The organism is Verrucomicrobiota bacterium JB022, assembly GCA_030673845.1.
In the GTDB taxonomy this organism is placed as follows: Bacteria; Verrucomicrobiota; Verrucomicrobiia; order Opitutales; family Oceanipulchritudinaceae; genus WOUP01.
The window spans coordinates 273,632-291,646 of the sequence record JAUTCQ010000003.1 but is presented as its reverse complement, the minus strand read 5'-3'; the positions used below and the strand labels follow the sequence as shown (position 1 = coordinate 291,646).

18 protein-coding genes are annotated in these 18,015 nt (G+C 63.9%); 5 read left to right on the top strand and 13 right to left on the bottom strand.

Annotated elements, in window-relative coordinates; all coding sequences use genetic code 11:
• The first annotated feature begins 205 nt into the window (after positions 1–205).
• The gene (locus tag Q7P63_02960; protein MDP0499038.1) at positions 206–1,375 is read left to right on the top strand and encodes a type II secretion system F family protein; all 1,170 of its coding nucleotides are present in this window, start codon (positions 206–208) and stop codon (positions 1,373–1,375) included.
• An 81-nt stretch (positions 1,376–1,456) separates the two neighbouring features.
• Here the strand turns inward: Q7P63_02960 and Q7P63_02955 are convergent, their stop codons facing one another.
• The 3 genes from Q7P63_02955 to Q7P63_02945 all read right to left on the bottom strand — a co-directional run bounded on the left by Q7P63_02955 (position 1,457) and on the right by Q7P63_02945 (position 3,409).
• The gene (locus Q7P63_02955) at positions 1,457–1,720 is read right to left on the bottom strand and encodes a hypothetical protein (protein MDP0499037.1); all 264 of its coding nucleotides are present in this window, start codon (positions 1,718–1,720) and stop codon (positions 1,457–1,459) included.
• Positions 1,721–1,739: 19 nt separating this feature from the next.
• Complete coding sequence (gene pyrF, locus Q7P63_02950; protein ID MDP0499036.1) at positions 1,740–2,561, bottom strand: orotidine-5'-phosphate decarboxylase; 822 nt, start codon at positions 2,559–2,561, stop codon at positions 1,740–1,742.
• A 146-nt stretch (positions 2,562–2,707) separates the two neighbouring features.
• Positions 2,708–3,409, bottom strand: coding sequence for a carbonic anhydrase family protein (locus Q7P63_02945; protein MDP0499035.1), 702 nt, complete (start codon positions 3,407–3,409; stop codon positions 2,708–2,710).
• 595 nt (positions 3,410–4,004) lie between these two features.
• Here Q7P63_02945 and leuA point away from each other — a divergent pair.
• From leuA to Q7P63_02930, 3 genes are all read left to right on the top strand, one after another.
• Complete coding sequence (leuA, locus tag Q7P63_02940) at positions 4,005–5,759, top strand: 2-isopropylmalate synthase (protein ID MDP0499034.1); 1,755 nt, start codon at positions 4,005–4,007, stop codon at positions 5,757–5,759.
• Positions 5,760–5,765: 6 nt separating this feature from the next.
• Entirely contained in the window at positions 5,766–6,626 is an 861-nt protein-coding gene (lpxI, locus tag Q7P63_02935; protein ID MDP0499033.1) for a UDP-2,3-diacylglucosamine diphosphatase LpxI, read from the top strand.
• Between the two features lie 223 nt (positions 6,627–6,849).
• A complete protein-coding gene (locus tag Q7P63_02930; GenBank protein MDP0499032.1) occupies positions 6,850–7,416 on the top strand; it encodes a hypothetical protein in 567 nt (188 codons plus the stop codon).
• Between the two features lie 60 nt (positions 7,417–7,476).
• On the opposite strand, the gene Q7P63_02925 is transcribed toward Q7P63_02930, so the two are convergent.
• Positions 7,477–8,424: a LysR substrate-binding domain-containing protein gene (locus tag Q7P63_02925; protein MDP0499031.1), complete on the bottom strand. Its 948-nt coding sequence runs from the start codon at positions 8,422–8,424 to the stop codon at positions 7,477–7,479.
• 85 nt (positions 8,425–8,509) lie between these two features.
• Between Q7P63_02925 and Q7P63_02920 the strand changes: the two genes are divergently transcribed.
• Entirely contained in the window at positions 8,510–9,751 is a 1,242-nt protein-coding gene (locus tag Q7P63_02920) for an MFS transporter (GenBank protein MDP0499030.1), read from the top strand.
• Here Q7P63_02920 and Q7P63_02915 read toward each other — a convergent pair.
• The 9 genes from Q7P63_02915 to Q7P63_02875 all read right to left on the bottom strand — a co-directional run bounded on the left by Q7P63_02915 (position 9,735) and on the right by Q7P63_02875 (position 18,008).
• On the bottom strand, positions 9,735–11,945 hold the full coding sequence (locus tag Q7P63_02915; protein ID MDP0499029.1) for a TonB-dependent receptor: 2,211 nt from the start codon (positions 11,943–11,945) through the stop codon (positions 9,735–9,737). The genes Q7P63_02920 and Q7P63_02915 overlap by 17 nt on opposite strands.
• A 10-nt stretch (positions 11,946–11,955) precedes the next feature.
• Positions 11,956–12,750 (bottom strand): hypothetical protein, encoded by a 795-nt coding sequence (locus Q7P63_02910; protein MDP0499028.1) that lies wholly within the window; start codon positions 12,748–12,750, stop codon positions 11,956–11,958.
• The gene (locus tag Q7P63_02905) at positions 12,747–13,502 is read right to left on the bottom strand and encodes an energy transducer TonB (GenBank protein ID MDP0499027.1); all 756 of its coding nucleotides are present in this window, start codon (positions 13,500–13,502) and stop codon (positions 12,747–12,749) included. The genes Q7P63_02910 and Q7P63_02905 overlap by 4 nt, the downstream gene beginning before the upstream one ends.
• Positions 13,499–13,903: a biopolymer transporter ExbD gene (locus tag Q7P63_02900; protein MDP0499026.1), complete on the bottom strand. Its 405-nt coding sequence runs from the start codon at positions 13,901–13,903 to the stop codon at positions 13,499–13,501. Before Q7P63_02900 ends, Q7P63_02905 begins: the two co-directional genes overlap by 4 nt.
• 6 nt (positions 13,904–13,909) lie before the next feature.
• A complete protein-coding gene (locus tag Q7P63_02895) occupies positions 13,910–14,611 on the bottom strand; it encodes a MotA/TolQ/ExbB proton channel family protein (protein ID MDP0499025.1) in 702 nt (233 codons plus the stop codon).
• A gap of 82 nt (positions 14,612–14,693) precedes the next feature.
• A complete protein-coding gene (locus Q7P63_02890) occupies positions 14,694–15,407 on the bottom strand; it encodes a PEP-CTERM sorting domain-containing protein (GenBank protein MDP0499024.1) in 714 nt (237 codons plus the stop codon).
• A gap of 94 nt (positions 15,408–15,501) precedes the next feature.
• Positions 15,502–16,068, bottom strand: a complete 567-nt coding sequence (locus tag Q7P63_02885; GenBank protein ID MDP0499023.1) for a pyridoxamine 5'-phosphate oxidase family protein — start codon at positions 16,066–16,068, stop codon at positions 15,502–15,504.
• 41 nt (positions 16,069–16,109) lie between these two features.
• Positions 16,110–16,898 carry a heme ABC transporter ATP-binding protein gene (locus tag Q7P63_02880; protein ID MDP0499022.1) on the bottom strand — a complete coding sequence of 263 codons (789 nt, stop codon included), beginning with the start codon at positions 16,896–16,898 and terminating at the stop codon, positions 16,110–16,112.
• A 3-nt stretch (positions 16,899–16,901) separates the two neighbouring features.
• On the bottom strand, positions 16,902–18,008 hold the full coding sequence (locus Q7P63_02875) for an iron ABC transporter permease (protein MDP0499021.1): 1,107 nt from the start codon (positions 18,006–18,008) through the stop codon (positions 16,902–16,904).
• Positions 18,009–18,015: the final 7 nt, after the last annotated feature.

Below are 18,015 nucleotides of genomic sequence, written 5' to 3'. Positions count from 1 at the left end.
GGAAAAGGTCGGAAACGAGTGAGATTGGAGAAAGGAGCGCGGAGCGTCAATCCAAACCTTCGGCCAGTCAGTGTTTTTGAGGCTGGGGCTTAACCAAGGGGCGGAAGTGACGCTTAAGAAGGCAGTAAATGCTTTCCAACCTCCAGCACGGCCTCTACGGTCGACCTGTTAGGACTGCGCTACCTTATCCTGTGAAACTGACGTCATGGCAATGATCACTGGCACTGCAACGGCGACGGCTTCGGCGTCGACCGTGCGCAAAAGCAATTCATTTTTCGAGAACCAACGGCTGGCAAAACAGCGCGTCTACGAGAAGAAGGCGAAGACCAAGAAGATCGCCCTCGCAAAGCTGACGACGTTTACCCAGCAGCTTTCGGCCATGCTGGAAGCGGGCCTGCCGCTGGTGCAGGCGCTGGAGGCTCTCCAGGACCAGACCGACGACCCGGTGTTCCGCATCGTCATCCGCAATGTGAAGGTGGATGTGGCGAGCGGCACGGCCTTTAGCGAGGCGTGCGCGAAGTACCCCAAGGCATTCCCCAACCTCTTCGTCTCGATGGTGGAGGCGGGTGAAGCGTCGGGCGGCCTGGGCTCGCTGATGCACCGCGTATCGGTCTATTTCGAAGACACGGTGAAGCTGATGCGTCACGTGAAGGGCGCGATGACCTACCCGATCTCAGTCATGGCGATCGCCATCGGCCTGATCGCGGTGCTGATGGTGTTCGTGATCCCGGTGTTCAAAGACATGTTTGTGAGCTTCGGCTCCGACCTGCCGGCACCGACGCAGATGCTCTTCGACCTGTCGATGTTCATCAAGAGCTACATCATCCACATCATCGTTGCGGGTGCGGTGGTCGCCTTTGCGATCAAGAAATACGTGGCCACGCCCAAGGGGCGCCGCGTGCGCGATCAGGTGGTGCGGCGGATGCCGATTGCCGGGGCTCTGATGCGGGAAGTCTCGGTCTCCCGCTTTACACGCACGTATGCGATCCTGCTGCGGGCGGGCGTGCCGATCTTGCGCGCGATCGAGATCGTCTCGCGGGCCTCGAACAACACGTATATCGAAGACGCGTGCGTGAAGATCAACCGTCAGATTTCGCAGGGCGGCCAGCTCTCCGAGATCATTGCGGAGGAGAGCTACTTCCCGCCGGTGGTGAAGCACATGGCGCGCGCCGGCGAGCAGACGGGTAATGTCGACGGCATGATGAACAAGGTGGCCGACTTTTATGACGAAGAAGTGCAGGTCAAGGTGGAGTCGCTGACTCGCCTGATGGAGCCGTTGCTGACGTGCTTCCTTGGGGTGGTGATCGGTGCTATCGTGATGGCCATGTTCCTCCCGATCTTCAACCTGGCGGCGACAGCAATGAACGCCAGTTAGGCTGCCCTACCCTCTTTACGCGAAAAGGCGCGACTGGATCTACCGGTCGCGCCTTTTCTGTGAAAATTGGACGGGCAGTGACTACTTGAGCCCTTGCTGCCAGCGGTCGTGCAGCTTTTTCACGATCGCGTAATCGGTATGCGTCACTTTGCCGCGCGGCAGGTGGCGGTCGAGCAGCTCGAAGAGGTCTTCCCAGTCGCGCTCGTCGGGCTTGTAAGGCTCACGGGGCTCGTGGCGGGTGCGGTGGATGATCCAGGAGGCGTCTTCGCGCACCAGCTTGAAGGTGAGGTGCACGCGCTTGCCGGTTTCATCGTCGCGGCGGTTCCAGCCGACATCGAAAGTCATCGTCTTGGTCGTTCGTGGGTTAGCGGCTGGAGCGGATCGTGCGGATCTGCTCAAAGAGGTTGCGAGCTTCCTGCGCGGCGGCATCGGCAAAATCGCTGCCATTGCTGGCGTAGAGGATGCCGCGCGAGCTGTTGATCAGCAGGCCGCCTTCGGGGGTGGAGCCGGCCTTGAGCACGGCCTCAAGGTCGCCGCCTTGGGCACCGATGCCGGGCACGAGCAGGGGCAGCGTTGGGGCAATCTCACGCACGCTGGCGAGCTCTCCCGGGTAGGTTGCGCCGACGACGAGGCCCACATTGTCGTGGCCGTTCCACTCCTGCGCCGCCAGCTCGGCCACACGCTCGTAGAGCTTCTTGCCGTCTCCGATGTCGAGGTTCTGGAAATCGCCGCTACCGGGGTTGGAGGTCTTGCAGAGCACGATGACGCCGCGGTCCTGGTAGGCGAGGAAGGGCTCGAGGGAGTCGCCGCCGAGGTAAGGGTTCACCGTCACCGCATCGGCCCCGTAGACCTTGAAGGCTTCGAGGGCATAGCGCTCGGCCGTGCTGCCAATGTCGCCACGCTTGCTGTCGAGAATCACCACCTTGTCGGGGTAGCGCTCGGCGATGTAGGCGATGGTGTCGCGCAGGTCGTCGAGGGCATCTGCCGCCGCGTAGTGAGCGAATTGCGGCTTGTAGGAGCACGCATAGGGAGCCGTGGCGTCGATGATCGCCCGGTTGAACTCGAGGATCGGGCGGTCGGCCTGCTGGATGGCGGCCGGGAACTTGGCGGGCAAGGGATCGAGCCCCACGCAGAGGAGGGATTGGCTGCGTTCCCAGGCGACGGCGAGGCGTTCACGAAAGGTCATGGCGTCAGCAAATGCGCCCCACCGCCAGAGGCCAGCTTTTTCTTGCTCTTGGGCTCTCCAGCTCGCGCCAAAAAGAAAGAGGGGGCCGTAGCCCCCTCTCACCCCTTATGAACCCTGATTAATCCTTATCTCTCAAAAGAAGTAACTTACTGCACCAGCGTCACCTTGCCGGTCTCGAGGCTGTAGACGGCGCCGATGATGCGGAGGCGCCCATCGTGCTCGAGCTGCGCGAGGGCTTCGCTGCGCTGGCGGATGTCGGCCACGGTGCGCTTCACGTTCTCGGCCACCACTTCATCAACGAAGGCATGGTTGTGGGAGTCGGCATGCGCGTGGTCGCCATGGTGGGCTTTGACGCTTTCCACCGCCGGCTCGATCTCGTGCAACAGAGCGGTCAGGTTGCCCATTTGCACGTGGTCGATCGCGCCCTTGACGGCGCCGCACGATTCATGGCCGAGCACGAGGATGACGCGCACGCCAGCCACCACCGCGGCGTATTCCATCGAGCCGAGTTGGTCGACGCCTTCGACATTACCGGCCACACGGCCCACGAACACGTCGCCGAGGGCTTGGTCGAACACCTGCTCGGCGGGCACTCGCGAGTCGATGCAGGAAAGGATGTAGGCCTTGGGATACTGGCCGTTGACGCAGGCGTGACGGCGTGCCGGCAGGTCGCGCGGCGTCAGGTGGTTTTCCATGAAGTGCGCATTGCCGACCAGCAGATCGGCCAGCACCTCATCGGGGGTCAGGTGAGACTGAGCTTCCTTGCTCAGGGGCAAGTCCTGCGAGGCAGGGTTGGCAGCCAGCGCGGCAGCAAACGCAAAAAAGGAAAGCGAAGCGAAAAGTTTCATCAACACCTTAAATCGGCGCCCGCCCGCCCCAAATAAGGCTTACCACCCTGGGTATTTATGCGTTGGATTTGTAAAAAACAAGGCGGACCCTTTTGAGCCCGCCGGAAATATGCTGAAAAACGTTAAGCCGTATCCTCAGTCCACCGAGCGGCTGACGTTCACGCTCATGAACAGGGCCGAGGTGTTGAGTTGCTGGTCGTAGGGGTAAGCTGACTTGTTAGTCTGCCTCGCCCCAACCCCACCCGCTTGACTTCCGCCTCCCGACCCGCTTTACTGCGCTTTCCATGAGTCACACCACGCCAACCTTTACCCTCGATTGGGAGCACCAACACGGCATGCGGGCCGCGTTGCTGGGTCTTGGGCTGGCGCTGCTTCTCCCCGGTGGGGGAGCTTAAATGAAGGTGCCCGGCTGGCGCGGGCGCGGCAGACAATTCGCCAGATATTCCTGACTCAAGTCCCTTCCATGTGTGGGGCTTTCCGGTGGCGCGAGGTGCGCTTCACAGTTGCCATCGGCTGCAAGATGATATGACCATGACGGACCCGTCTTTTCTTCGGTTCGTCCTTCCCGCATTTACCGAGAGAGAAAGTTTTTACCATGCAACGTGCTCCCATCACGAAATACCGCCCCTACCCGACCGTCCAGTTGCCCGACCGGCAATGGCCCAACCGGGTGATCGACCGTGCGCCCATCTGGTGCAGCGTCGACTTGCGCGACGGTAATCAGGCGCTGCCGATCCCCATGTCGGTCGCCGAAAAACTGGAGTATTTCGACCTGCTGCTGCGCATCGGGTTCAAGGAAATCGAGATCGGCTTCCCCAGCGCGAGCGACACCGAGTTTCGCTTTGCCCGCCGCCTGGTGGAGGAAAACCGCATCCCGCCGGATGTCGCCGTGCAGGTGCTGGTGCAGTGCCGCGAGGCCTTGCTGCGCCGCAGCTTTGAGGCGATCGACGGCGCGCCGACCGCGATCATCCACTTTTACAACAGCACCAACCCGCTGCAGCGCCGTGTGACGTTCAACATGTCGAAGGCGCAGATCAAGCAGATCGCCGTCGATGCGGCCAAGCTGTGCCGCGACCTGGAAAGCACCGTCAAAGGCGGCACCAAGATCCGCTACCAGTACTCGCCCGAATCGTTCAGCGATACCGAGCTGGAATACAGCCTGGAGGTGTGCGAGGCAGTGCTGGACGTGATCCAGCCGACGCCGGACAATCCGCTGATCCTGAACCTGCCCGACACCGTCCAGTACGCGACCCCCAACGTCCACGCCGACCAGATCGAGTGGTTCATCCGCCACCTGAGCCGTCGCGACAGCGTGATCATCAGCCTGCACACGCACAACGACCGGGGCACGGGTGTCGCCGCGACCGAGCTGGGCCTGATGGCCGGGGCCGACCGCGTCGAAGGCACCTTGTTTGGCAATGGCGAGCGCACCGGCAATCTGGACATCGTGACGGTGGCGCTGAACATGTACAACCACGGCGTCGACCCGAAGCTGGACTTCGGCGACTTGCCCGAAATTCGCAGCGTGTATGAGCGTGTGACGCGTATGAGCGTGCACGACCGCGCCCCCTACGCCGGCGACCTGGCCTACACCGCCTTCAGCGGCAGCCACCAGGACGCCATCCGCAAGGGCATGGCCGCCCGCGCCCAGGAGATCGAAGAGGCCCCGCACGTTCAGGGCCAGAGCGCCGACGACAGCATCTTGTGGCAGGTGCCCTACCTGCCGCTGGACCCGCACGACATCGGTCGCAGCTACCAGGCGATCATCCGCATCAACAGCCAGAGCGGCAAGGGGGGAGTGGCCTACGTGCTGGAGCGGGCCTTCGGCATTGAGATGCCCAAGCTGATGCACCCGGAGTTTGGCCTCGTCGCTACGACCTTGGCCGACCGCGAAGCGAGCGAGCTGACGGCCGACCAGATCAAGGACGCTTTCTATCAGGAATACACCGGCCGCACCAGCCCGCTGGAGTTGGTCGAGTACGACCTGCGCCGCAGCAACGGCAGCTACCACAAGATGGAGCTGGACGTGAAGGTGCGCTGGAAGGGCAAGGACTACGCTTTGAAGGGCGCGGGCAACGGCCCCATCTCGGCCTTCGTCAATGCGCTGGACGAAGCGGGTTGGAAGAACTTCAAGCTGATGGACTACTCGCAAAAGGCCCTGACGAAGGGCTCTGCCGCCGAGGCCGCCAGCTTTATCTGCCTGCAGCGCGAAGACGGCCAGCTCTTCTGGGGCGCCAGCATCGAGGTAAACGTCGAATACGGCGGCATGCAGGCCTTGGTCAGCGCCTTCAACCGCGCCCACAGCGACGACGCCATCGTGCTCGACACCACTTCCGGAGCCCAGCAGTAACGCCGCATGAACGGACCGCTCCCCTCCCGCTTCCTGCCTGCCGATTTCGATGCCCGCCGCCCGGTTGCCGTGGTGGCGGGTCAACGCGACTACCCGTGGCTCGTCGTCCAGGCGATGCGGGCGGCGGGGGTGCCGGTGCGGTTGATCGAGCTGGCGGGCGAGACCGACCCCGCCCTGGTCGATACGTTCCCCGAGCGTGAACGCGCCACGATCAAGGTCGGCCAGATCGGCAAGATGCTGAAAGCGCTCCAGCAACTGCAGGCGGGCTATTGCCTCTTCGTGGGGCAAGTCACCCCCGGGCGGCTCTTCAAGGATCTCTCGCCCGACTTGAAGGCGATCACGCTGCTGGCCACGCTGAAGGAGCGCAACGCCGAGACGATCTTCGGTGCCCTTGCTCGCGAGGTGCAGAAGATCGGCGTCACGATGCTCGACGCGCGCGCGTTCATGGACGGCCAGCTCGCGCGGCCCGGCGTGATGACCGGCGGCTCGCTGCAGGCCAAGGCTGGCTACATCGAGCACGGCATCCGCATTGCCAAAGAGATGGCCCGCCTCGATGTGGGCCAGGGAGTCGTCGTGCGGAAGGGCACTGTGCTGGCGGTCGAAGCGTTTGAGGGGACCGACGACATGCTGGCCCGCGCCAACAAGTACAAGACCGAAGGCCTCATTTTCGTAAAAACGAGCAAGCCCGGCCAGAATCCATATTTTGACTGGCCCGTCTTCGGCCACCGCACGTTGGAATCGATGCGCACCGCAGGGATCCAGACGGCTGCCCTGGAGGTGGACCGCGTCGTGATCCTGCAGCAGGAGGCCGTCTTGCGGCAGGCACGCGAATGGGGCATCGAACTCTACGGCTACACCGGTGCCTAAGCACGCAGCCTGATCGGATTCAGCAGCTTGGGACACCCGCCCTCCTGGGCCAACGGCCTCACTCGAAGGGGCTTTCGGTGCAAAGAAAGCCATTTTTTTCACTTCAGAGTTGCGAAACGTGAGTATTCATGGTTAACAGGCAAGTACTTGCAGACCTGCTTCCCACTACGCTCTCTCGAATTCATCTTAATAGGTAACACCGACCACTCTCAGGGGATATTATATGGCATCTGAACCGACGAAGAAGGCCACGACCAAAAAAGTCGCTGCGAAAAAGACGGCGGTAAAGAAGACCGCGGCCAAGAAAGCAACCAAGGCAGCCACCAAGGCCGTCTCGACGAACCAACCCGTGACGCCAGTCCCCGCGGTGGAAAAGCCCGCCCCGGTCAAGGAAGCTCCGGCGACCGCGGCAACGCCCGTCAAGAAGACGACCAAGAAGGCTGTGCGCAAGAGCGCTGCGAAGAAGGCTAGCACGCCTTCCGTGACGCAAGCTGCCGACGCGCCCACTACGACTTCCCCTGCCCCGCGCTCCGGCTCGGTGACGACGGTCGTCTGTAAGGTGGATATCGGCTACGGCAACCAGCTTTACATCCGCGGCGAGGGCAATGGCCTGAGCTGGGATCAAGGTGTGCTGATGGAAAACTGCGGTGCCGACGAGTGGTGCTGGTCTTCCAACCAGGTTGAGGGCGAACTCACCTTCAAGGTGCTGCTCAACGATACCGAGTGGCAACAAGGCGACGACCAGATCGTGCTCGCCGGCGCCACCATCTCGTTCAGCCCCAGCTTCTAGGAAGCCAGGCTAACCATCCATTTCCTGCCCCGCCTGCTCGCCAGTCGGGGCTTTTTTGTGTCACTTGCCCCGCAAGACCGTCTCGCCCAACGCTTCAGCCGTACGGGCACGCATGGTCTGCACAAAGCGCAGGAGCGCGGGCGAATAGTGAGTCGCATAAGGGTAGATGAGATGGATCGGGATGGGCGCAGCTTCCCACTCGGGCATCAGGCGCACCAGGCGTCCTTCCGCCAGATCATCCGCCACCACCCAGGAGGACACTACGCACGCGCCCAGGCCACGGAGAGCAGCGCTGCGGAGGGCATACAGGTTGTCGGTGCTGAAGCGGGGGCGCAGGCTGAGCCGAGTCGATTTGCCGGTAGGCGTGTGTTGCAGCAGCACGTCCTTGTAATAGTAGGTGCGCAGGGCGAGCCAGGGCAGGCGGCTGAGGTCGGCCACATCGGTGAGCGCCTCTCCACCCTCCAGCAGTTGGGGAGCGCAGACGACAATGCGCGGCACAGCGGCCAGCCGTACGGCGACGGTCAAAGGATCGCGCACTTCGCCGACGAGGATGGCGCAGTCGACCCCTTCTTCGATGAAGTTGGGCGCATAGTCCTTGAGCAGCCACTCGACCGTCACCTTGGGGTAGCGCCGCATGAACTCCGCCAGTGGGCCGACCATCAGGTGTTGACCAAAGGCATGGGGCGCGAAGACGCGTAACAGCCCTTCCGGTTCGGCATCGTCTCCCTGCAGGTCCACCTCAAAGGCCGTCCACGCGGTCAGGATCTCCTTGGCGCGTTGGTAACAGCGCTCGCCGTCTTCGCTCAGGCGCATGGAGTGAGTCGAGCGGTGAATCAGGCGACGCCCGAGCAGGCGCTCCAGCTGTTGCAGGCGGCGGCTGACGGTGGGCTGCGTCGTGCCGAGGCTCGCGGCGGCGGCGGACAGGCTACCTGCCTCCACAATGCGGACAAAGGTTTGCAGCAGGTCGAGGCGGTCGTTGCCGCCGGCAAACAGACTGGATACCGGCATAGGCTCTTTCATGCGCAACACGTATAACCATTATGCCGACGCGCCGTCTACCCAAGAACGCATCTGCCTGTATAATAGCGCTATCATGAAGGCCGACATACTGCCAGCGCATAGTCGCAACGTCCTCACCCGCAGCACGGTGCTGCTGCTTGCGACGATCACGGGCCTTGCCGTGGCGACGCTCTACTACAGCCAGCCGATGCTGGCCTTGATGGGGCGCGACCTCCACTACTCCGACGGCGTGATGAGCCTGGTGCCGATGCTCACCCAAATGGGTTATGCGGCAGGGCTGCTCTTCCTCGGGCCTTTGGGCGACCGCCATGACCGGCGGCGGATCGTGATGATCAAGGCCGTGCTGCTGATCGGTGCCCTCGTCGCCAGTGCCGCCGCGCCCTCCATGGCCGTGCTGGCGGTGGCGAGCCTCCTCATCGGCCTGACTTCGACGCTGGCGCAGGACGTCGTCTCTGGAACGGCCATGCTGGCCCCTGATCACAGCCGGGGCAAGACGGTGGGCACCGTGATGACGGGCCTGCTGCTGGGCATCCTCGTTTCGCGGGTGGTGAGCGGCTTCGTGGCCGAATACCTGGGCTGGCGCGAGATGTTTTACATCGCGGCGGCGAGCATCGGCGGGCTCCTGGTAATTGCCTGGCGGGGCATGCCGAGTACCCCCGTGCTGACTCAGTTGCGCTATGGCGCGCTGATGGCCTCGCTCGGCCACCTGTGGCAGAAATACCCGTCGGTACGTCGTGCGGCCATCGCGCAGGGGCTGGTGGCGGTGAGCTTCAGCGCCTTTTGGTCGACGCTCGCGCTGATCCTCCACGGTGAGCCGTTTCACCTCGGCAGCACGGTGGCGGGCATATTCGGCATTGCCGGGGCCGCCGGCGCGCTCATCGCCCCCTTTGCCGGCAAGCTGGCCGACCGCCACGGCCCGGAGGTGGTGACGCGCCTGAGCACGGCCTTGAGCGCCGCCTCGTTTGGCATCATGGCCTTCGCGCCGTTCTTTGCTCCGAGCCACCAAGTGTGGCTGCTGGTGGCGGGCGTGATCGGCTTCGACCTGGGGATGCAGGCCACGACCGTCTCGCACCAGACGATCATCTACGGGATCGACCCGGCAGCGCGCAGCCGCCTCAACGCAATCCTGCTCTTCGGGATGTTTGCCGGCATGTCGGCCGGGGCCGGGCTGGGTGGCTGGATCCTCGGCCAATTCGGCTGGCTGGGCGTGGTGGCACTCGCCGTCACCTCCTCCGCGCTCGCTTTTGTGGTGCGATTGACCGCGAGCACGGAGGGCGGCCCCGCCGTCGGTGCCCCGGCTACAGCTCGAAGTTAAGCGCGAAGTAGACGTTGATCCCGGGGCGCACGGCCAGCTCCGGGTCTTCGTTGAAGCTGTGATCGGCTCCACCCGCATTGGGCCACACCCAGTAGCGCTCATCGGTCAGGTTGCGGACCCCAAGGTCGAGCGACAGGTTGTCCCGCACCTGCCAATACGCGGACAGGTCGAGCACAAACGAGCTGGGCGGGATGATCAGGCCAGACCCGAGGTAGTTGTCTGACGGGTCGTCCTTGCGGGCGCGATAGGTGCCGATCAGGCGCGTGCCCCAACGGCCCGAGGGCGCGTCGTAGGCCAGGTGCCCGACCACGGTATAGGGGTCGACTTCGTCCACGCCCTCGCCGGTATTCTGGTCTTCGCCTTCGGAAAGGTTGAGCTTCAGGCCCACGGAAAAACCGTCGAGGCTCTCGCTGAGGTGGCGCAGGCGGTATTGGATGCTCAAGTCGAGCCCGTAGATGTCGACCTCGTCCACGTTCTGCGTCTGATAGGTGCTGTCGTCGACCTGCACCGTCACGAAAAAGTCTCGGTAGAAGGCGTAGAAGACGCTGGCGTCGAGAGTAACATATTCACCGTCCCGCTTCACTCCGAGGTCGAAAGAATCGCTGCTTTCCTCCGTGAGATTCGGGTTGGGTATCTGCTGAAAGTCGCCCAGGTGGTCAAAGAAGCCGACGTAGTTTTCGAGGCTGGGGTTGCGGATGCCGCGCGCATAGCGGGTCCAGACGATCGTATCGGGATTGATCTCATACTGGATGGCGAGGCTGGGCGAAATCGCGAGGTTATCGTAGTCCGGGGCAGCCGTGACGAATTCCGATTGCTCCAGAAACTCAGGGTCGTGACTCGGCTGAATCTCGTAGTATCCCGCGCGCAGGCCCAGTTGAAAGAGCCAGCGATCGACCTCCACCACGTCTTGCAGGTAAACGTCGCCCCGGATCAGGTCGGAGGGATCGAAGCCGGGCATGACGGCGCCTCTCTCCAGAGGCTTACGGTCGACGCGACGGAAGGTATTTTTCGCCCACTCCATCGAGCCTTCAAAGCCGCCGACGAAGGTATGCTCGAGCCCCCAGAAGTAGGCCTCCTTGGTCAACTGGAGGTTCAGGCCGTAAATCTCGTGATCAAAGCCGATATAGTCGTCGCGGTCGCGAGTGGTGGGCGGCGGAGCCAGTGCAGCGCTGGACTGGGTGTTGGTAAAGCTGCTCGTATCGGAGGTCTGGTAGTAGACCTTCACATCCAGCGCCTGCCACCATGCTTCGACCGGAAGCTGCTGATAGTCAAGACTCAGCCGGGTGCGCTCATCATCCGCCGTATTGAATACGTAGTAGTTGAAGGGGGAGGCCCAGGTGCGCTCGGAGGTGTTGACGTCGGTATCGGTGCTGCGCTGGAAATTCTCGGCGGTGAAGGTGAGCTGGTGGACCTCGTTGGGCGAATAACCGACCTTGCCGAGGATGTGGTTGCTCCAGGTGTCGACCGGGTTGGCGTCGATGCGGCCGCGGTCGTTCTTCACCTCGTGCCCGTTCTGGTAAGAATTGACGAGCGTGATATAGAGGGGCTCGCTCTTCCAGCCGAAGTTGGCGACGTTCTTGATGCTGTCGTCGACTTCCTGCAACAGCACGCGGTTGCGGAAGATCCACGGCCGGTCGGAGTCGATCAAGTCCTCCTGTAGCGAGCGCGTCTCGAACGCCACCACTCCGCCCATCGCATCGCTGCCAAAGAGCGTAGAGCCGGAGCCCTTCAGCACCTCAACGCGGTCGAAGACGGCGGGATCGAAGTAGTCTCGACCGTTGCCGCCGCTGAAGTTGAACTGCGGGGGCATGCGGATGCCGTCGACCGTGAGCAGCACGCGGTTGCCCTCGACCCCACGCACCCGGTAGTTGGTGAAACCGCCACCGCGATAAGGCACATACGAGTCCACACCAGTAAACTCGAACGGGATGGAGATACCCGGCTCGTAGCGCACCACGTCGCCCGCGTCCGCCCCACCCTGCCGGTTGAAGCTGTCCATATCGACAGCGACGACGCTGGCGGGGGTCTTCATGACCGGACGCTCCGTGCGGGTTGCGGTGACGGTGAGCGTGGGCATGCGCACGCGCTCGCGCTGAGCGTTTTCGGAATCTTCGGCCTGCGCGTGCAGGGGAGCAGCGCAAAGCCAGGCGGCCCAACCGAGGGCCAGCATCTTGCCAGTCAAAATGGATTTCATCGGGCGGCCTTTAGCGGGCAATCACACGGTAGTATCGGACTTCGGTGCCGGCATAGGTGGCGTCGCTGAGGCTCTGGGTTTCGCCGTCGCCCGCCACTTCGGTGCCGATGGCCGACCAGGTAGCCCCATCGCCGGAGGCTTCGAGCTGGTAGCTCTGGCCGCTCACGGTGGTAAAGGTGACGGTCGGCTGGCCGTCGACGAGGGTGGTCGAAAGCACCTCCGGCGCCTGCAGCTCGATATGGTCGTCCACACGGGTAACGGTATCGAGGCGCACCTGGTCGAGGCTGTTGTGGATCAGCACCACAAACTGGATTTCGTAGGAAGTCACATCGTATTGGCTTACGTCCCACTGGTAGTGCATCGCCTGGTCGATCGTATCGCCAAAGCCGGACTCTCCTTCCTGGTAATAGACTTGCTCGCTGCTGTCCGGCTGGAGCACGGTCTCGCCGCCATTGAGCAGGAGGGTGGTGCCGAGAAAGGCGTTGCCCTGCCCCCAGAGGCGGTACTGGAGCGAGATCATACCCAGCGGCTCCGGCGAATCGGCCGTGAGCGAAAAGGTCATATCGCGGGCAGGGCTGTAGATATTGGCCGTCGAGGTGATGATGGCGTTGCCCGAAGTCTGCCGGATTTCACCGACGGTGCCCACGGAGTCAGGCACATTGACGCCGCCAGAGGGATGGGTGAAGATGTCCCACTCCGAATGCTGGGTGGTGCCTTCGAAGCCGGGATCGACAAAGGCGGTCGATTGGGCGGCGGCAGCCGAAATGAGGCAAAAGAGCGAGGTGAGGGCGTAGAGCGTCTTCATTGTAAAGTGAATTGGATGGGATATTCGAAGGTGAGGGCGTCGCGGCCCCCGAGAGGTTCAAAGCGCCAACGGCGCACCGCCGAGAGCGCGCGTTGGTCGAGGTCGTCGTGGCCGGAGCTGTGGGCCAGGTTCACCTCCAACACGCGGCCTTGCGGGCTGACCTGGATGGCGACCATCACGAGGCCTTCGCGACCTTCGCGGCGGGCGTTGGCCGGGTAGCGCGGCGGCGGGTTGTAGCGTGCAGTAGGTAGATCGGAAAAGTCCTGAACGCCGCGCATGGGCTGAGTGGCGACGTTACTGGCGACAGCCTCGGGCACGGGCGGAGGCGTTGGCGCGGGAGGGGCGGCCTGCGGCTCGGGTTCTGCGGGCTCCGGCGTCTCCGGCTCGGGCTCAGGTTCGGGTTGCGGGGGCGCCTCGAGGAGCGGTTCGGGCTCGACCGGCTCCAGCTGCGGCTCGGGCTCCGGTGGCGGAGGGGGCGCCAGCTCTACCTCGGCCTCTTGCGCGGCGATGATGGCGGGCGTGGGCGGCGGAGGCGGTGGGGCCTGCTCGACCGGCACCGGTGGTGGCTCGGGCGGAGGCGGCTGTAAAGGAACGAAAGTGGCTTCGACCGAGTGCTGGTGCTGCTCGAACCGGATTTCCGGCGGCGGCACCTGATGGCTCTTGAACGCGACCGCCAAGGCGGCATGGAAGAGCAGCGAGCAGGCAATGGCCGCCCTCAGATCGAACCATGAGCGTCGGCGGCGCGCCTTCATGACTCAGGCTCGTAGATAAACTGGAAGCGGGTGGCACCCGCTTCCGTCGCTTCCTGCATCAGGCGCAGCACGGTCTGGTAGGCGGCATCCTTGTCGCCGCGAAAGTAGACGGCCTTGTCGTCCTGCTCGGCCAGGGCGGCGCGCAAGCGCTCCACGAGATCGGTCTCGGGCAGGGGCTCGTCGTTGAGGAAAATCGCGCCCTGGGCATTGAGGTGCAGCACGAGGCTTGGCTGCGCGTCGGAGGGCTCGCCCTTCAGCTCAGGCAGCGTCAGCTCGATCGCGGGCGGGGCGAAGACGGAGGTGAGCATGAAAAACACCAGCAGCTGGAACACGACGTCGATCAGCGGCGTCATCTCGATGTGCGGCGCGTGGGCCGCCGGGCTGGTGAAGTTGACCGCCATATCGCCTCAGCCCATGCGGGTTTGCGTGGCCGCACCTTCGGGCGACACCCGGCTCATGCCTTCGCTGATGTTCGAAAGCTTGTTGCGGTAGCGAGAGCAGAAATACAGCTCGTCGAGCTCGCTCACCAGGTCTTGCATCTGCTTGGCGATGCGCTCGGCCCGGGCGTGGAAAAATTGGTAGACGAGCAACGCGGGGATGCCCACGCAGAGGCCTGCCACGGTGGTGATCAGCGCCTCCCAGATACCGCCCGCCAGATCCGACGGCACGACTTTGCCGCCGAGCAGCTGGATGTGGTAAAAGGCGGCCACGAGGCCGGTCACGGTGCCGAGCAGGCCCATCAACGGCGCGACTTGGGCGATGCAGCCGACCAGCTTGAGGTGGGCATTACACTCGCGCAAGATGCGGTCGCCCTCGCGCTGGAGCACCTTGTGGCGCTCGCCTCGCGGGTAGTGGAGGTGGTCGAGGTAGGTGGCGGTGATCCGGCGCAGCGGCGCGTCGGGGTCGCGCTCCAGGCATCCCGGCTTGCGACCGCCCTTGGCGCACTCGAAGGCGCAGGGCAGCTCGTGGAGCAGGTGGCGATAGGAACAGCGATGCCGCAGGTGGAAGGCCGCGCGCTCCAGGGCGACGGCGACGAGCAGCACCGACAGGACCAACAGCGGCCACATGATCCAGCCGCCTTTGAGGAACCAGTCTACAAGCAAGTCCATCGGGATGTGGTGAGGGTGAAAGGGGTAGCCGCCCCGGGCCGAAGCCCAAGGCGGCATGGATCGAGCGAGGTCAACGATTGACTTAACGCTTCATCCGGCGGCGCGCAGCCACCGTCAAGAGAGCGAGGGAGCCAAAGATCGCGGCATAAGTGCTCGGCTCGGGCACGGCGGCGCCAACCGGAGCAAAGGTGTCACCGCTGTAGAGCGACATGCCGACTTGGGAGAAGTGCTGAGGACCGCTGTAGGTGATCACGTAGTCCGTGATGCCGGCGAGCGTGCTCAAGTCCCACTGGAAGGTGTAAATGGTCGAGTCGCCGAAGCTGGTCTCGGTGTCGCCGAGGGTCAGCCAGGTCAGATCGGCCTCCAGGCTTTGCGTGCCTCCGTTGAAGCTCAACGTGGGCACGATCGGATCGGTGCTGACCGCTTCGAGCTGGAAGACGACCGTTTCGAGGCCCGCCAGCGCATTACTGTTGGTAATGCTGAAGGTGCCGGGCGAGAAGGCCGAGTAGATCGAGGTGGAGGCGAAGTAGCCGCCGCCGGAAACCTTGTCCAGCGCAGCAAAGCCTGCGGAGCCGCTGACATTGGACTGCACGGGCGCGCCCCAGTCGGCATCGGCATTCATGAAACCGCCGGTGTAGGTGGGGGCCGTGTAGTTGGTGTTGTTCAGGCCTTCCCAGCCTTCGAATTCGCTGACGCCCGGCAGGCTGACGGTGAAAGCCGAGAGCGGAGCCGCCACGGCGAGAGAGAGCAGCGCCACGCCGGCGCGGAGATAAGAGGTGAGGTGCATCATCTTCATGCTAATGAGACTCTGTATCGACACGATTACGACGTCAATGAGATTGCGACTTTTTCTCAACAAATTCTTCACGTTCTCGTCGTGACAGGCGAATTTACGCGTCGCGCTTCATTTTGTGGCCGTGGCCGGAGCCGCCGCCGAGGTGGTGGAGCTCGCGCATGCCCTCGCCAGTGAGGCGGAAGGCGCGGCCAAAACCGGTCACGAGGCGACCTTCGTCGGGCTCGAGGCGGAAGAGCTCGAAGTCGAGCATACCGCGCAGGTGGCCGACCACGCCGCCGAGCTTTTCGGCCATCTCATCCATCCGGCGGTTGAATTCCTCCGTCTCGCGCTCGATCAGCACCGGGCGGGAGACGTAGGTAACGCGCTTGCGGGCGAAGAGCTGGCCGGCACTGGCCTCGTCTTCGATCACCATCACGCTGGCCTTGCGGCCCGACTTGAGGGCGCTGGTATGGCGGGCCAACGCACTGACGTAGACGTAAAAATTGTTGGCCTCGTCGCGAATGGCGGGGGCGTAGCTGGCATCGGGCAGCCCTTGAGAGCTGACGGTGCCGATAATAACGCTCTGCTGGCTCTCCAGCAGTTGCTCATATTGGGCGAGGGCTTCAGTGAGGACGGCCTCCTGCGGGGAGGGCTCGGCGATGGTGGCGGTATCTTTGCTCATGTGATCGCAATCGTTGATCGTTCGATGAATGGGTGAGAAATCTAGCGGGCGTGCAGCGGCTCGACGCGGAGGTGAGGCGTAGCACTTTCGGCGGCATACATCGCCTCGACATCGTAGACGCGCTGTACGAGGGCGGGCGTCAGCGTCTCGGCGGGCGGCCCTTCGGCCACCAACTGTCCCGTCTGCAGCGCCAGCACATGGTCGGCATAGTCGATGGCCTGATTGAGATCGTGCAGGATCGCGCAGACCCCCAGGCCCTCGTCGGCCAGCTGACGGGCGAGGTGCAGCACCTCGTGCTGGTATTTGAGGTCGAGCGCCGAGACGGGCTCGTCGAGCAAGAGAAAGCGGGGCTGCGTCTGCTGCTCGTCTTCGAGCTGCACGAGAGCCCGTGCCAGCTGCACGCGCTGCTTTTCACCGCCCGAGAGCGTGGTAAAATCCCGCGTGGCAAAGGCGAGCATGCCCACCCGGCGCAGCGCGGCGTAGACGATCTCCCGATCGCGGCGGCGGGCAAAGCCCTGCATGTGGGGCGTGCGGCCCAGCAGCACGACTTCCTCGACCGAAAAGGCGAACTGGAGCGGCGAGGATTGGGAAAGGACGGAGCGCGTGCGGGCCAGCTCGGCCGAATGCCAGTCTCGGAGCTGGCGACCGTGCAGCGTCACGTAGCCCTCATCGGGCCGGAGAGCGCCGCTCATCACGCGCAGCAGGGTAGACTTGCCCGCGCCGTTGGGGCCGACGATCACCGTCAACTGAGCGGGCGAGAGCTGGCAGCTGACCGGCCCGAGAATGCGGCGGCCATGGCGGACGACCGAGGCTTCGAAAACACGTAACATGGCTTAACCAACCAGTCGTTGACGCCGCAGGAGCAGCCCGAGGAAAACGGGACCGCCCAGCAGCGAGGTGAGGATGCCGATGGGCAGCTCTGCGGGGGCGACCACCGTGCGTGCCACCATATCGGCCAGCAAAAGGAGCACGCCGCCGAGCAGCGCGGAGGCGGGCAGGAGGAAGCGGTGGTCGGGCCCGATGAGGCTGCGCACCATGTGCGGCACCACGAGGGCGATAAAACCGATGGCGCCGCAGAGGGCGGTCGCCGCGCCGACGAGGCTGGCCGCCAGCACGATGAGCTTGCGCTTGGCGCGGGTGACGTCGATGCCGAGGTGCTGCGCCTCTTCCTCGCCCAGCAGCAGCGCGTTGAGCTCGCGGCTGAAGAAGGGGAGCCAGCAGAGCGGCACGAGGATAAAGAGGCTGCCCGCGCGGATCAGCTCCCAATCGGCCCGGCCCAGACTGCCCAGGCTCCAGAAGGTGAGCGAGCGCAGTTGCTCATCGGTCGCGATGTAGCTGAGGAAGCCCATGAAGGCCCCGCCAATGGCGTTGATTGCAATGCCCACGAGCAACATCGAGACGAGGTCGACGCGCCCACCGGAGCGGGCGAGGCGATAAATGAGAAACGTCATCCCCATGGCGCCGCCCATCGCCGCGACCGGCACCAGGTAGGGCCCGAAAGTCGCGTAAAGGTCGGGCGGTAGCAGCTTCACGCCGAGCACGATCATGGTGATCGCGCCGATGGCTCCGCCGCTGGAGACGCCGATGATGCCGGGGTCGGCCAAGGGATTGCGGAAGAGGCCCTGCATGGCGGCGCCGGCCACCGCGAGCCCACCGCCCACCAGGATGCCGAGCACCACGCGCGGCAGGCGGATGTTGAGCACCACGGCCTCGCGCAGGGCTGAAACTTCGGCAGTGCCCAGCCCTACCCGCTCGGCCAGCACCGCGAGGATCTCGCGCGCGGAAACCGAGACGGCTCCCAGCCCGATGGCGCCAAGCGAGACGCCGATCAGCGCGAGGCCGAGCATCGCCAGCAACGCCCAGCGCCCTCGCTCGGACTTGAGCGACCAGGTGGGCAGCGCGGTGGGCGTCACAGGATAATCGGCTCGGGTGGTCGACATGGCGGAT

What these genes read in the sequence shown, in the direction of transcription:
- Q7P63_02890 (MDP0499024.1), bottom strand. Translation starts at nt 15,407, where the DNA reads ATGAAGATGATGCACCTCACCTCTTATCTCCGCGCCGGCGTGGCGCTG.
- Q7P63_02875 (MDP0499021.1), bottom strand. Translation starts at nt 18,008, where the DNA reads ATGTCGACCACCCGAGCCGATTATCCTGTGACGCCCACCGCGCTGCCC.
- leuA (MDP0499034.1), top strand. Translation starts at nt 4,005, where the DNA reads ATGCAACGTGCTCCCATCACGAAATACCGCCCCTACCCGACCGTCCAG.
- Q7P63_02930 (MDP0499032.1), top strand. Translation starts at nt 6,850, where the DNA reads ATGGCATCTGAACCGACGAAGAAGGCCACGACCAAAAAAGTCGCTGCG.
- Q7P63_02895 (MDP0499025.1), bottom strand. Translation starts at nt 14,611, where the DNA reads ATGGACTTGCTTGTAGACTGGTTCCTCAAAGGCGGCTGGATCATGTGG.
- Q7P63_02920 (MDP0499030.1), top strand. Translation starts at nt 8,510, where the DNA reads ATGAAGGCCGACATACTGCCAGCGCATAGTCGCAACGTCCTCACCCGC.
- Q7P63_02905 (MDP0499027.1), bottom strand. Translation starts at nt 13,502, where the DNA reads ATGAAGGCGCGCCGCCGACGCTCATGGTTCGATCTGAGGGCGGCCATT.
- Q7P63_02915 (MDP0499029.1), bottom strand. Translation starts at nt 11,945, where the DNA reads ATGAAATCCATTTTGACTGGCAAGATGCTGGCCCTCGGTTGGGCCGCC.
- Q7P63_02960 (MDP0499038.1), top strand. Translation starts at nt 206, where the DNA reads ATGGCAATGATCACTGGCACTGCAACGGCGACGGCTTCGGCGTCGACC.
- Q7P63_02900 (MDP0499026.1), bottom strand. Translation starts at nt 13,903, where the DNA reads ATGGCGGTCAACTTCACCAGCCCGGCGGCCCACGCGCCGCACATCGAG.
- pyrF (MDP0499036.1), bottom strand. Translation starts at nt 2,561, where the DNA reads ATGACCTTTCGTGAACGCCTCGCCGTCGCCTGGGAACGCAGCCAATCC.
- lpxI (MDP0499033.1), top strand. Translation starts at nt 5,766, where the DNA reads ATGAACGGACCGCTCCCCTCCCGCTTCCTGCCTGCCGATTTCGATGCC.
- Q7P63_02880 (MDP0499022.1), bottom strand. Translation starts at nt 16,898, where the DNA reads ATGTTACGTGTTTTCGAAGCCTCGGTCGTCCGCCATGGCCGCCGCATT.
- Q7P63_02925 (MDP0499031.1), bottom strand. Translation starts at nt 8,424, where the DNA reads ATGCCGGTATCCAGTCTGTTTGCCGGCGGCAACGACCGCCTCGACCTG.
- Q7P63_02955 (MDP0499037.1), bottom strand. Translation starts at nt 1,720, where the DNA reads ATGACTTTCGATGTCGGCTGGAACCGCCGCGACGATGAAACCGGCAAG.
- Q7P63_02885 (MDP0499023.1), bottom strand. Translation starts at nt 16,068, where the DNA reads ATGAGCAAAGATACCGCCACCATCGCCGAGCCCTCCCCGCAGGAGGCC.
- Q7P63_02910 (MDP0499028.1), bottom strand. Translation starts at nt 12,750, where the DNA reads ATGAAGACGCTCTACGCCCTCACCTCGCTCTTTTGCCTCATTTCGGCT.
- Q7P63_02945 (MDP0499035.1), bottom strand. Translation starts at nt 3,409, where the DNA reads ATGAAACTTTTCGCTTCGCTTTCCTTTTTTGCGTTTGCTGCCGCGCTG.